General features: G+C 63.1%; 12 protein-coding genes. All 12 read left to right on the top strand.

What is annotated here, in order from left to right; translation table 11 throughout:
* Window positions 1-10: 10 nt before the first annotated feature.
* The gene (locus ACR9ZC_RS26835; protein WP_481582575.1) at window positions 11-1,066 is read left to right on the top strand and encodes a branched-chain amino acid ABC transporter permease; all 1,056 of its coding nucleotides are present in this window, start codon (window positions 11-13) and stop codon (window positions 1,064-1,066) included.
* A 1-nt stretch (window position 1,067) separates the two neighbouring features.
* Window positions 1,068-2,864 carry a branched-chain amino acid ABC transporter ATP-binding protein/permease gene (locus tag ACR9ZC_RS26840; protein ID WP_481582576.1) on the top strand — a complete coding sequence of 599 codons (1,797 nt, stop codon included), beginning with the start codon at window positions 1,068-1,070 and terminating at the stop codon, window positions 2,862-2,864.
* A gap of 13 nt (window positions 2,865-2,877) precedes the next feature.
* Window positions 2,878-3,624 (top strand): ABC transporter ATP-binding protein, encoded by a 747-nt coding sequence (locus tag ACR9ZC_RS26845; RefSeq protein WP_481582577.1) that lies wholly within the window; start codon window positions 2,878-2,880, stop codon window positions 3,622-3,624.
* A gap of 178 nt (window positions 3,625-3,802) precedes the next feature.
* Entirely contained in the window at window positions 3,803-5,767 is a 1,965-nt protein-coding gene (gene mnmG / locus ACR9ZC_RS26850; protein ID WP_481582578.1) for a tRNA uridine-5-carboxymethylaminomethyl(34) synthesis enzyme MnmG, read from the top strand.
* Window positions 5,764-6,486: a 16S rRNA (guanine(527)-N(7))-methyltransferase RsmG gene (gene rsmG, locus ACR9ZC_RS26855; protein ID WP_481582579.1), complete on the top strand. Its 723-nt coding sequence runs from the start codon at window positions 5,764-5,766 to the stop codon at window positions 6,484-6,486. Before mnmG ends, rsmG begins: the two co-directional genes overlap by 4 nt.
* Window positions 6,487-6,499: 13 nt before the next feature.
* On the top strand, window positions 6,500-7,270 hold the full coding sequence (locus ACR9ZC_RS26860) for a ParA family protein (RefSeq protein WP_173257842.1): 771 nt from the start codon (window positions 6,500-6,502) through the stop codon (window positions 7,268-7,270).
* A 37-nt stretch (window positions 7,271-7,307) separates the two neighbouring features.
* A complete protein-coding gene (locus tag ACR9ZC_RS26865) occupies window positions 7,308-8,195 on the top strand; it encodes a ParB/RepB/Spo0J family partition protein (protein ID WP_481582580.1) in 888 nt (295 codons plus the stop codon).
* On the top strand, window positions 8,192-9,334 hold the full coding sequence (locus tag ACR9ZC_RS26870) for an SLC13 family permease (RefSeq protein ID WP_481582581.1): 1,143 nt from the start codon (window positions 8,192-8,194) through the stop codon (window positions 9,332-9,334). Before ACR9ZC_RS26865 ends, ACR9ZC_RS26870 begins: the two co-directional genes overlap by 4 nt.
* 286 nt (window positions 9,335-9,620) lie before the next feature.
* Complete coding sequence (locus tag ACR9ZC_RS26875) at window positions 9,621-10,154, top strand: ATP synthase subunit I (protein WP_481582582.1); 534 nt, start codon at window positions 9,621-9,623, stop codon at window positions 10,152-10,154.
* Window positions 10,155-10,187: 33 nt separating this feature from the next.
* Window positions 10,188-11,039, top strand: coding sequence for a F0F1 ATP synthase subunit A (gene atpB, locus ACR9ZC_RS26880; protein WP_331573560.1), 852 nt, complete (start codon window positions 10,188-10,190; stop codon window positions 11,037-11,039).
* 79 nt (window positions 11,040-11,118) lie between these two features.
* Window positions 11,119-11,388 carry a F0F1 ATP synthase subunit C gene (atpE, locus tag ACR9ZC_RS26885; protein WP_007180033.1) on the top strand — a complete coding sequence of 90 codons (270 nt, stop codon included), beginning with the start codon at window positions 11,119-11,121 and terminating at the stop codon, window positions 11,386-11,388.
* Window positions 11,389-11,526: 138 nt separating this feature from the next.
* Window positions 11,527-11,997 (top strand): F0F1 ATP synthase subunit B, encoded by a 471-nt coding sequence (locus ACR9ZC_RS26890; protein WP_331573558.1) that lies wholly within the window; start codon window positions 11,527-11,529, stop codon window positions 11,995-11,997.
* Window position 11,998: the final 1 nt, after the last annotated feature.

An 11,998-nucleotide genomic window follows, 5' to 3' on the forward strand; every position in this document is an offset into this window, starting at 1 on the left:
ACAACGAAGCATGGATCTATCGATCGCGGCCATCCTGGCTCAGGATGGCGTGACGACGGGCGCCGTCTATGCGCTGCTCGCGCTGGCGCTCGTACTCGTCTTTTCGGTGACGCGCGTCATCTTCATCCCGCAAGGGGAATTCGTCTCCTACGGCGCACTCACGCTCGCGGCGCTGCAGGCCAACAAGTTGCCGCCGACGACGCTCCTGCTGATGGCGCTCGGCGCGGCATGCTTCGTCACGCAAGCGTTGGGGCTAGTTCGTCGGACTGGCGGCGCGCAGGGCATGATTCGCAAGATCGCGCTGCTTGCGGGCCGATATCTGATCTTTCCTTTGGCGATCTATCTGGTCAACGTACGTTTGAGCGCGCAGCCGATACCGATGCTCGCGCAAGTGGCGTTGACGCTGCTTATCGTCGTGCCGATGGGACCGTTCATTTACCGGCTGGCGTACGAGCCGATCGCGCAGGGCTCGACGCTGCTGCTTCTGATCGTTGCCGTCGCGGTGCACTTCGCGATGGTCGGGCTCGGTCTGTGGATGTTCGGCGCGGAAGGCTCGCGCACGACGCCGTTCTCGGATGCGACGTTCACGGTCGGTGCCTTGACGATGGCGGGGCAAAGCGTGTGGGTCGTGCTCACGACGCTTGCGCTCATCGTCGCGCTCTACGTCTATTTCGACCGCTCGATCTCGGGAAAGGCGCTGCGCGCGACCGCGGTGAACCGCCTGGGGGCGCGGCTCGTCGGCATCGGCACGGCGCAAGCCGGAAGGCTCGCGTTCACGCTGGCAGCCGCGCTCGGCGCCCTCTCGGGCGTGCTCGTCGCGCCGCTGACCACGATCTATTACGACTCGGGCTTCCTGATCGGCCTGAAGGGTTTCGTCGGGGCGATCATCGGCGGGCTCGTCAGCTATCCGCTCGCAGCCGCCGGTTCGCTGCTCGTCGGATTGCTCGAATCGTATTCGTCGTTCTGGGCGAGTGCTTACAAAGAGGTGATCGTGTTCACCGTCATCATTCCGGTACTGCTCTGGCGCAGCCTGGCAAGCCCGCACGTCGAAGAGGACGAAGACTGACATGACTGCGACGAGGCGCCCGGCCTGGCTCGCCAAGCCGTTCTGGTTCTTTCTCGTGGCAATCTTCGCGCTACCGGTGTTGCCGGGGCCGCTGAATGTGCCCGAGTATTGGATCACGCTGCTCAACTACATCGGCCTCTATTCGATCGTGGCCATCGGCCTCGTCTTGCTGACCGGTATCGGCGGCATGACGAGCTTCGGCCAGGCGGCGTTCGTCGGCGTGGGTGCCTACGCGAGTGCCTTCCTGACCACGCGGCTCGGCATCTCCCCGTGGGTGGCGCTCTTTGTCGGCATCGCGCTGACGGCGCTCGTCGCGTTCGTCATCGGCGCAGTCACGATGCGTCTATCGGGGCATTTTCTGCCGCTGGGGACCATCGCCTGGGGGCTCTCGCTGTATTACCTGTTCGGGAATCTCGAAGCGCTCGGCAAATACGACGGGATCAGCGGGATCCCGCCGCTCTCGCTGTTCGGCGCGTCGCTCGCTTCGGGCCGCAGCATCTACTACGTCATCTGGATCGTCGTGCTCGCAGCGGTACTCTCCGTGCAGAACCTGCTGAACAGCCGGCCCGGACGCGCGATCCGCGCGCTGCGCGGCGCCGGCACGATGGCGGAGGCCATGGGCGTCAATACGGCGTGGATGCGCGTCGTGATCTTTGTCTACTCGGCCGTGCTCGCGTCGATTTCCGGGTTTCTCTATGCGCACTTGCAGCGCGCGGTGAATCCCACCCCATTCGGGCTCAACCACGGCATCGAATATCTGTTCATGGCGGTCGTGGGCGGCGTGGCGCACGTCTGGGGCGCGATATTGGGCGCCGCGATCCTGACGATCCTGCAGGACTATTTGCAATCGATCCTGCCCGTGCTGCTCGGCCAAAGCGGCAATTTCGAAGTCATCGTGTTCGGCATTCTCATGGTGCTGCTACTGCAGCATGCGCGGCAAGGCGTCTGGCCCTTCGTGGCACGGGCCTTTCCGAGGGCCCCCGCCGCGCGCGTGCCTGAACAGGCACCAGTTTTGCCGCAGCGCACAAAACCAAACGCCGGTGAACCGTTGCTTGTCGTCGAGCGGGCGCGCAAGACGTTCGGCGGTCTCGTGGCGGTCGACGATGTCAGTTTCGAGGTGAGAGCGGGGCAAATCGTTGGGCTCATTGGGCCGAATGGCGCCGGAAAGTCGACCACGTTCAACCTCGTGACGGGCGTATCGCCAGTGACGCACGGCACGATTCGGTTTGCGGGCGAGCGCATCGATACGCTCAACGCGCGCGAAATCGTTCGCCGGGGGATCGGGCGCACGTTTCAGCACGTCAAGCTTCTGCCCGGGATGACCGTACTCGAAAACGTTGCGATCGGCGCGCACTTGCGCGGCTCGGCCGGCGTCTGGCGCAGCGTTGCGCGGCTCAATCGAGCGGAGGAAGCGCGGCTGATGGCCGAGGCCGCGCGCCAGTTGGCGCGAGTCGGTCTGGAGGCGCACTTGTACGAGGAGGCGGGCAGCCTTTCGCTGGGGCAGCAGCGCATCCTGGAAATTGCACGCGCACTGTGCTGCGATCCGTCGCTGTTGCTGCTCGACGAGCCGGCGGCCGGCCTGCGATACCTGGAGAAGCAAAGACTCGCCGAGCTGCTGCGCAAATTGCAGGCGGAAGGCATGAGTGTGCTGCTCGTCGAACACGACATGGACTTCGTGATGAATCTTGCCGACCGGCTCGTGGTCATGGAATTCGGCACGCGCATCGCCGAGGGGCTGCCGCGGGATATTCAGAACGATCCGGCGGTCCTCGAGGCTTATCTGGGCGGAGTGGATTGACATGGATGCAACGATGGCTGGGCCGATCCTCGACGTCACGGGTTTATCGGTGCGCTATGGAAAAGTCGAAGCGCTGCACGGCGTCTCGATTGCCGTGCGGCCGGGACAAATCGTCAGCGTCATCGGTCCCAATGGCGCCGGTAAGTCGACGCTGCTCAACGCGGTCATGGGTGCCTTGCCGCTGACGGGCCATGCGACAGGCGAGTTGCGGTATCGCGAGGCCGACGTGACGAGTTTGCCCATCGAAGCCCGTGTTGCGCTCGGCCTATGCCTCGTTCCGGAAAAGCGCGAGCTCTTTTCGACGATGTCGGTGGAGGACAACCTCGTGCTGGGTGCCTATCGGCGCAAGCGCGCAGGGGAGCGGAATTTTCTCGATCAGCTCGAACCGGTCTTTGCGCTTTTTCCGCGGCTGAAAGAGCGACGCCGGCAGGCCGCCGGCACGCTTTCCGGCGGCGAGCGGCAGATGCTGGCGCTCGGCCGAGCATTGATGGGCAAACCCGATCTGCTCATGCTCGACGAGCCCAGCCTTGGACTCGCGCCGCTCATCGTCAAGGAAATCTTCCATGTCGTCAGCGCGCTCAGGCAGACCGGCGTCGCCATACTGCTGATAGAACAGAACGCGCGCGCGGCGCTGCAGATCTCGGACTATGGCTACGTGCTCGAGACAGGCGAGGTCGCGTTGGAAGGGGCGGCGGCCGAGCTGGCCGCCAATCCGCAGATCATCGAGACTTATCTGGGGCTCGCCAGAAAGAGGGCGTGACGATGGGCGGCGAGGTATTGGGCTGTTTCACGTGAAACAACCGCTCCGCTTAGCCCCTTCAACCGCCCTCGGCAGGTCGTAGCCCGAGAACGCGAATCGCGATCCTCCCGAACCCGTTATAATTTCGCGCATCTCCGCTCTCGAATGGCCCGCACGCGTTCTCGTCGCGGGATCCACAATGCTTTATCCCACTGAATTTGACGTCATCGTTGTCGGCGGCGGTCATGCCGGCACGGAGGCCGCTTTGGCCTCCGCGCGCATGGGCGCAAAGACGCTGCTGTTGACCCACAACATCGAAACGCTCGGTCAGATGAGCTGCAATCCGTCGATCGGCGGGATTGGCAAAGGCCATCTGGTCAAGGAAGTCGACGCGCTCGGCGGCGCCATGGCGGCCGCAACCGATGAGGGCGGGATTCAATTCCGCATTCTCAACTCGTCGAAAGGGCCTGCTGTGCGCGCGACGCGTGCCCAAGCCGACCGCCTGTTGTACAAACAGGCCATCCGTCATCGGCTCGAGAATCAGCCGAATTTGAGCCTGTTTCAGCAGGCGGTCGAGGATTTGATCGTGGAGGGCGACCGCGTGGTCGGCGCCGTGACGCAAGTCGGCATTCGTTTTCGCGCGCGTGCAGTGGTGTTGACGGCCGGCACGTTCCTCGACGGCAAGATTCACGTTGGCCTCAATCATTACACCGGAGGCCGCGCCGGCGATCCGGCCGCCGTATCGCTGTCGGCCCGGCTCAAGGAATTGAAGCTGCCGCAAGGGCGGTTGAAGACGGGGACGCCCCCGCGTATCGATGGCCGTACGATCGACTTTTCCGTACTGGAAGAGCAGCCCGGGGATCTGGATCCTGTTCCTGTCTTCTCGTTTCTGGGCCGCGCAGAACAACATCCGCGCCAGGTGCCGTGCTGGGTCACGCATACGAACGAGCAGACGCACGAAATCATTCGCGGCGGCCTGGACCGGTCGCCGATGTATACCGGGGTCATTGAGGGCGTGGGCCCGCGCTACTGCCCGTCCATCGAGGACAAGATCCATCGATTTGCGACGAAGGCGTCGCATCAGATCTTCCTGGAGCCCGAGGGGCTGACGACGAACGAGTTCTATCCCAACGGTATTTCGACGAGCTTGCCGTTCGACGTTCAGCTGGCGCTCGTTCGTTCGATGCGAGGCCTGGAGAACGCGCATATCCTTCGTCCCGGCTATGCCATCGAATACGACTACTTCGATCCGCGCGGGCTGAAGGCGTCGCTCGAAACGAAAGCGATCAAAGGGTTGTTCTTCGCCGGTCAGATCAACGGCACCACCGGCTACGAGGAAGCGGCGGCGCAGGGTCTGCTCGCCGGCATCAACGCGGGACGCTATGTGCAGGAGAAAGACGCCTGGAGCCCGCGGCGCGATCAGGCCTATCTCGGGGTTCTCGTCGACGATCTGGTCACGCGGGGGGTGTCGGAACCGTATCGGATGTTCACGAGCCGGGCCGAATATCGTCTGAGCCTTCGGGAAGACAATGCCGATATGCGCCTGACCGAGATCGGGCGCGAACTCGGCGTCGTCGACGATGCCCGCTGGGACGCATTCTCCCGCAAGCGGGATGCTGTTTCACGTGAAACAGAACGTCTGAGGATGACCTGGGTAAATCCGAAGACGCTGTCCGCGGTCGAGGCGACGGCGCTGCTCGGCAAGCCGATCGATCACGAGTACAGCTTGGCGGACCTGCTGCGCCGGCCGGGTGTCAGCTACGCAGGAATCTGTGCACTGCGCGAGGGTGGGTGCGGGCCCGATGGCCCGCTGGCCGACGATCCTGTCCTGCTTGCGCAGATCGAGGAGCAGATCGAGATCGGCATCAAGTACCAGGGCTATATCGATCGCCAAGCCGACGAGATCGAACGCAACGAGGCGAACGAAAACACGCGCCTGCCGGATGGCATCGACTATGCGGCCGTGCGCGGGCTATCGTTCGAGGCGCGTCAAAAGCTCGAGCAATTCCGGCCGGAAACGATCGGCCAGGCATCGCGCATCTCGGGCATTACACCGGCCACGATCTCGCTGCTGATGGTTCATCTGAAGAAAGGTCTTGGCCGGCGGCCGGAGCCTGCGACTCACGGCGACGGCGGCCCGGACGCCGCGTCGGCGGCACGATGACGTCCTCGCGCAAGGGAGCGGGGCAGACGCTGGATCGAGACACGTTGCGCAGCCTCCTGGATTCAGGGGCGGCGAAGCTTGGCTTGGCGTTGTCCGGCGAGCAGTCGGAGCGGCTGCTCGATTACCTGGGCCTGCTGTCGAAGTGGAACGCCGTCTACAACCTCACGGCAATACGCGACCCGCGGCAGATGCTGATTCAACACGTCCTGGACTCGCTTTCGGTCGCGCCGCATCTTGCCGCGCACACCGGCGACAGCATCCTGGACGTGGGATCGGGCGGCGGCTTGCCCGGCATCGTGCTCGCGATCGTACTTCCCGAACGGGCCGTTACCTTGAACGATATCGTTCAGAAGAAAACGGCGTTTCAAGCGCAGGTCAAGGCGGAGCTGAAACTCTCCAACGTCTCGGTCGTGACGGGCAGGGTGGAAACGCTGCGTCCGGGCGTGGAAGTCGCGGGAAAATTCGACGCGATCGTCTCCCGCGCGTTCGCAGAGCTCTCCGATTTCGTTACACTTGCGCGGCACCTCGTCAGCGAGCGAGGGTCGATCTGGGCCATGAAAGGTGTGCGTCCCGATGCCGAGATTTCGCGGCTGCCGGCGGATGTCCGCGTGGCGCAGCTCGTTCGGCTGGACGTGCCGCTGCTCGACGCCGAGCGGCACCTGGTCGAGATCGTGCCCGAGCGCCATGCCTCGGACGATCGATCCGCTTATCACGCTTAGGACCCAATAAACGATGGCAAAAATCTTCTGCGTCGCGAATCAGAAGGGCGGCGTCGGCAAGACGACGACGGCGGTCAACCTCGCCGCGAGTCTCGTATCACAGGGGCAACGAGTATTGCTGATCGATCTCGATCCGCAGGGCAACGCGACCATGGGTAGCGGCATCGACAAGGCGAAATGCGAGAGCACCGTCTACGAGGTGCTCGTCGATGGGGTCTCGGTGGCCGATGCGCGGCTCAAACCCGAGGCGGTCGCGTACGACGTGCTGCCCGCGAACCGCGAGCTCGCCGGCGCGGAAATCGAGCTCGTCGGCGTCGAAAATCGCGAGAAGCAGTTGAAGGAGGCGATTGCGCTCGTCGCTGACGATTACGACTTCGTTCTCATCGACTGCCCGCCCGCGCTGTCGCTGCTGACGCTGAACGGCTTGTGCGCGGCCCACGGCGTGGTCATTCCGATGCAGTGCGAGTATTTCGCGCTGGAAGGGTTGTCCGACCTCGTCAATACGATCAAGCAGGTCCATGCGAACTTGAATCGCGATTTGAAGGTGATCGGCTTGCTGCGCGTCATGTTCGATCCGCGCATCACGCTGCAGCAGCAGGTTTCGGATCAATTGAAGGAACATTTCGGCGACAAGGTGTTCGATGTCGTCATCCCGCGCAATGTGCGCCTTGCCGAGGCGCCGAGCTATGGGCTGCCGGGCGTCGTCTTCGACCGCGCTTCGCGCGGGGCACAGGCCTATGTGCAGTTCGGTGCGGAGATGATTGAACGCGTGCGCGGGCTCTGACGCGCGCCGCGATACGGAATGCAGAAGAGGAAGCGAAATGAATGCAGTAGCGAAGAAGAAAGGGTTGGGTCGAGGTCTCGAGGCGCTGCTCGGCGGCAGTCCTGACATCGCCGCGGCGGTCAAAAGCGAAGCGGCGCCGCATGTGTTGCCGCTCAGTCGCCTGCAGGCGGGCAAGTATCAGCCGCGTACCCGCATGGACGAGGGCAGCCTCCAGGAGCTCGCGGCGAGCATTCGCGCGCAAGGCCTGATGCAGCCGATTCTCGTGCGTCCTGTCTCGGCGGAGAAGTACGAAATCATTGCGGGCGAGCGGCGATTCCGCGCTGCGCATCTGGCCGGGCTCGACGAGGTGCCGGTGCTCGTCAAGAGCGTGCCCGATCAGGCCGCGGCGGCCATGGCGCTCATCGAGAACATCCAGCGCGAAGATCTGAATCCGCTCGAAGAAGCGCAGGGCATCCAACGGTTGCTCGATGAATTCGGTTTCACGCACGAGCAGGCGGCCGAATCGGTCGGACGCTCGCGCAGCGCCGTGTCGAACCTGCTGCGGCTGCTCAATCTGGCCGCACCGGTTCAAACGATGCTGCTGGCCGGCGATCTCGACATGGGGCATGCGCGTGCGCTGCTGGCCGTGGACGCCGCGACGCAGATCACGCTCGCCAACCAGGTCGTGAACAAGCAGATGTCCGTGCGGGAGACGGAGCGGCTCGTCAACGCGACGACCAAAGCGGCACCGACGGTGAAAGCGCGCGCGAGTCAGGACGGCGGCCGCGACACGCGCCGGCTCGAAGAGGAACTGTCCGACCTTCTCGCCTCCGCCGTGAAAATAAAACTGGGCCGCCGCGGACGCGGTCAAGTGCAGATCGAATTCGGCAGCCTCGATGCGCTCGAAGGCATTCTCGCGCGTTTGCGCGGCAACGTCGGCGCATGAGTTCGGCCGAGAAGCCGCGCAGCGCCGGGGTGTCCGGCTTGCGCAAAACAGTCGGATTTGTTGCAAATGAGCCAGTCCTGGCCATTCTCGTCGCGGCGCTCGTTGTGCTGCAATGTCTGCATCCGCAGGCGTGGCGCGCGTTGCCCGGGCTCGTCGACTGGCCCACGGTTCAGACGCTTGCGGGTCTGCTCATTCTGACCAAAGCCGTGGAACTGTCGGGTTTTCTGATGTGGCTCGCGCATCGCGTCGTACACCACGTGCATTCGGAGCGTGGTCTTGCCGGCCTCGTAATTGCGTTGGCCGCGGGGCTGTCGATGCTCGTGACCAACGACGTCGCGCTGTTCGTCGTCGTTCCGCTCGTGCTGTCGCTGAACCGGCTCACGTCGCTGCCGGTCAAGCGGCTTACGATTTTCACGGCGCTGGCGGTCAACGCGGGCTCGATCCTGACGCCGCTCGGCAATCCGCAAAACCTGTTTCTCTGGCAGACGAGCGGCGTTTCGTTCGGCGCTTTCGTCTACGCGCTGCTGCCGCTTTGCGCCGCATTGACCGCCATGCTGTATGCGGTGGCGTTTTTCGCCTTCAAACCGCGCCCACTCGATTTGTCGCGCGATACGGCGACACAACCGGTCGATCGCGCGTACGCCGGAACGGCGGGACTGCTGTTCGTGGCGTTCGTGCTGCTGGCCGATTCGCATCACGCCGCGATCGGGTTGGCCGCCATCGCGCTGGGCTTTCTTCTCTGGCGGCGCGACGCCGTGCTGAAGATCGACTGGCCGCTCCTGCTGATCTTCGTGCTGATGTTCATCGTCCTGCGCAGCGTGGCGGCGCTGCCATGGATCAAGACGACCATCGCCGCGATCGGTATCGATACACCCCTGCGCGCTTTTGTCGCAGGCTCGGTGTTATCGCAAGGTATCAGCAATGTCCCGGCGGCGATCATGCTGGCCGAGTTCACGCATGACTGGCGTGCGCTGGCGTTCGGTGTCAGCGTCGGCGGGTTCGGCCTCGGCATCGGCTCGCTCGCGAACCTCATTGCGATCCGGCTCGCCAAAGAGCGCGGCGCGTGGACCGCGTTCCACCTGTTGTCGATTCCGTTCTGGATCGTCGCGACGGCGTTCGGCGCCTGGCTCGTGCGCTGACATCGAGCGGCGCGCCGCTTGCAGGCGCCTTGCAACGGCAGTCAACCGGCAGCGTGGGGCGCCGCGCGAGCGGTCGCCCGGACACCGTTCGCCCCATGGCTGCGTTCGACCTAAAGTCTTGAATCGCCTGCGACTATCGCTTACAATCGCCCGGATTTATTAGCTAGGCAGCCCCGTAAGCACGTCGAAAGAAGCTCGCACGTGGCGAAGTGATGGAAAGCGCGCGCGACGAAGCGGCGGCGGGTCGGAAATGGGTTTTTGAGCAGTCGTTTTTGGCGGATAGGCGATGGCGGATCGAGAGCCGGAAGAAAGGCACGAGGCACGCGCGCCACAGACTGTTTCCACTGCGCCGCGCGTCGGTCACGTCGAACATGTCGACGATGCGTGGGATGCCGAGCAGCAAGATATAAATATCGTTCCGCTCACGCGGGCGGAGGCCGAAAAGCTCTTCGGCCCGAAAGTGAGCCATCCATCGCGCGTCACGCCGTTCCGGGTCGTGATGGCGCAAATGGTTTTGTCCCTGGTTGCAACGCTGGTTTGGTGGCTGTTTTACGAGCCGCCGGGTGCTGCTGCGCTGTCGGCGTTCCTCGGGGGAGCGATTTGTTGGGTGCCGAGCGCATTGTTCGCGGCACGTCTTGGAAGAGCGGGCGCAGGCGGATCGATCTTCGGTTGGATGATCGGCGAAGCGCTCAAGATGGGGGTGACGGTTGCGATGTTCGTCGCAATCGCGTTCTGGTATCACGACGTGCGGTGGTTGCCGCTTTTCGTGACCTATCTCATCGCGCTCAAGACGTATTGGATCGCGCTCGCGCTGCACTGAAAGATTTTCGACAATTTGGGTGGCATTAACGATATGGCAGCTAGCGAAGGCACGCGCGTGGCGGATCCGTCCGAGTACATTGCGCATCACTTGCAGAACTTTTCCACCTCGCACCAGACGTCGATTTTCGACATCCATGTCTGGAATCTGGACACGCTGTTCTGGTCGATCGTTTGCGGCGTCATCACCATTCTCGTGCTGCGTCTTGCCGCGCGCAAGGCCACGCCCGGCGTGCCGGGGCGCTTCCAGTGCGCTATCGAGATGCTCGTCGAGATGGTCGAGGATCAATCGAAGTCGATGATCCACGGCAATCGCGCGTTTATTGCACCGCTCGCACTGACCGTGTTCGTCTGGGTCGCGCTGATGAACTCGCTCGACTTCATCCCCGTCGACCTGCCGGGCCGCGTCATTAGCCTGTTGGGCCTGTCGGGCGTCATCTCGCACCACCGCATCGTGCCGACGGCCGATCTGAACGGCACCATCGGGATCGCGCTCGGCGTGTTCGTGCTGATGATCTACTACAACTTCAAGATCAAGGGCGCCGGCGGCTTCCTGCACGAACTGCTGTCCGCACCGTTCGGCTCGCATCCGCTGCTGTGGATCCCGAACCTCGCACTGAACATCATCGAGTTCGTCGCCAAGACCGTTTCGCTCGGCATGCGGCTTTTCGGCAACATGTACGCCGGCGAGTTGCTGTTCCTGCTGATCGCTTTGCTCGGCAGTCTCTGGAATTTCGGCGCGGACACGACGGTCCTCGGCTTCATCGGCCACGTGATCGCGGGGAGCGTGTGGGCGGTCTTCCACATTCTGATCGTGTTGCTGCAGGCGTTCATCTTCATGATGCTGACGCTCGTGTACATCGGTCAGGCTCACGACACGCATTGACGCGACAGGGCCTGCATCAGCGAATTCGTTTTCGTTTCTCTAAATCCAGTTCTAAAAAGTCATCTACAAAGGAGTGATCATGCAAGCTTTCATCGCCAACATCCAAGGTCTGACCGCCATCGGTATCGGCATCATCATCGGCCTGGGTGCAATCGGCGCCTGTATCGGTATCGGCCTGATGGGCGGCAAGTATATCGAAGCCTGCGCACGTCAGCCTGAACTGATGAACCCGCTCCAGACCAAGATGTTCCTGTTGGCCGGTCTGATCGACGCGGCGTTCCTGATCGGCGTCGGTGTGGCAATGCTGTTTGCGTTCGCGAACCCGCTGCTCTCGAAGCTCGCAGGCTGAGGTTTCTCGGAAGTTTGCGCGGACGGCGGCATGCGTCGGCGCAAGGGGCGAAACGGATCTTGGGCGCTGATCGAACGTGAAAGTCGATGAGCGCCTTACCGTTTCACTTTCCGAACTAGCAACGTTTAAGGAAACACCGTGAATCTCAACGCAACCCTGTTTGCGCAAATGGTCGTGTTCCTGATCCTCGCGTGGTTCACGATGAAGTTCGTGTGGCCGCCGTTGATCAACGCTCTCGACGAACGCGCGAGGAAGATCGCCGACGGCCTGGCCGCCGCCGAAAGGGGCAAGACGGAGCTCGAAGCCGCGCACAAGCGCGTCGATCAGGAGCTCGCCCAAGCCCGCAACGATGGTCAGCAGCGCATCGCCGACGCCGAAAAGCGCGCGCTCTCCGTGGCCGACGAAATCAAGGCCAATGCGCAAGCCGAAGCGGCGCGCATCATTGCGCAGGCCAAGGCCGATGCCGACCAACAGATCGTCAAGGCGCGCGAAGTGCTGCGCGGCGAAGTCGCCGCGCTCGCAGTGAAGGGCGCCGAGCAAATCTTGAAGCGCGAGATCGATCAAGCGGCCCACGCCGAATTGCTCAATCAACTGAAAGCCGAGCTCTGAT

The sequence above is a fragment of the Trinickia sp. HAY1-2D genome (assembly GCF_056754935.1).

What these genes read in the sequence shown, in the direction of transcription:
- ACR9ZC_RS26875 (WP_481582582.1), top strand. Translation starts at nt 9,621, where the DNA reads ATGGCGGATCGAGAGCCGGAAGAAAGGCACGAGGCACGCGCGCCACAG.
- mnmG (WP_481582578.1), top strand. Translation starts at nt 3,803, where the DNA reads ATGCTTTATCCCACTGAATTTGACGTCATCGTTGTCGGCGGCGGTCAT.
- ACR9ZC_RS26840 (WP_481582576.1), top strand. Translation starts at nt 1,068, where the DNA reads ATGACTGCGACGAGGCGCCCGGCCTGGCTCGCCAAGCCGTTCTGGTTC.
- ACR9ZC_RS26860 (WP_173257842.1), top strand. Translation starts at nt 6,500, where the DNA reads ATGGCAAAAATCTTCTGCGTCGCGAATCAGAAGGGCGGCGTCGGCAAG.
- rsmG (WP_481582579.1), top strand. Translation starts at nt 5,764, where the DNA reads ATGACGTCCTCGCGCAAGGGAGCGGGGCAGACGCTGGATCGAGACACG.
- ACR9ZC_RS26865 (WP_481582580.1), top strand. Translation starts at nt 7,308, where the DNA reads ATGAATGCAGTAGCGAAGAAGAAAGGGTTGGGTCGAGGTCTCGAGGCG.
- ACR9ZC_RS26870 (WP_481582581.1), top strand. Translation starts at nt 8,192, where the DNA reads ATGAGTTCGGCCGAGAAGCCGCGCAGCGCCGGGGTGTCCGGCTTGCGC.
- atpB (WP_331573560.1), top strand. Translation starts at nt 10,188, where the DNA reads ATGGCAGCTAGCGAAGGCACGCGCGTGGCGGATCCGTCCGAGTACATT.
- ACR9ZC_RS26845 (WP_481582577.1), top strand. Translation starts at nt 2,878, where the DNA reads ATGGCTGGGCCGATCCTCGACGTCACGGGTTTATCGGTGCGCTATGGA.
- atpE (WP_007180033.1), top strand. Translation starts at nt 11,119, where the DNA reads ATGCAAGCTTTCATCGCCAACATCCAAGGTCTGACCGCCATCGGTATC.
- ACR9ZC_RS26835 (WP_481582575.1), top strand. Translation starts at nt 11, where the DNA reads ATGGATCTATCGATCGCGGCCATCCTGGCTCAGGATGGCGTGACGACG.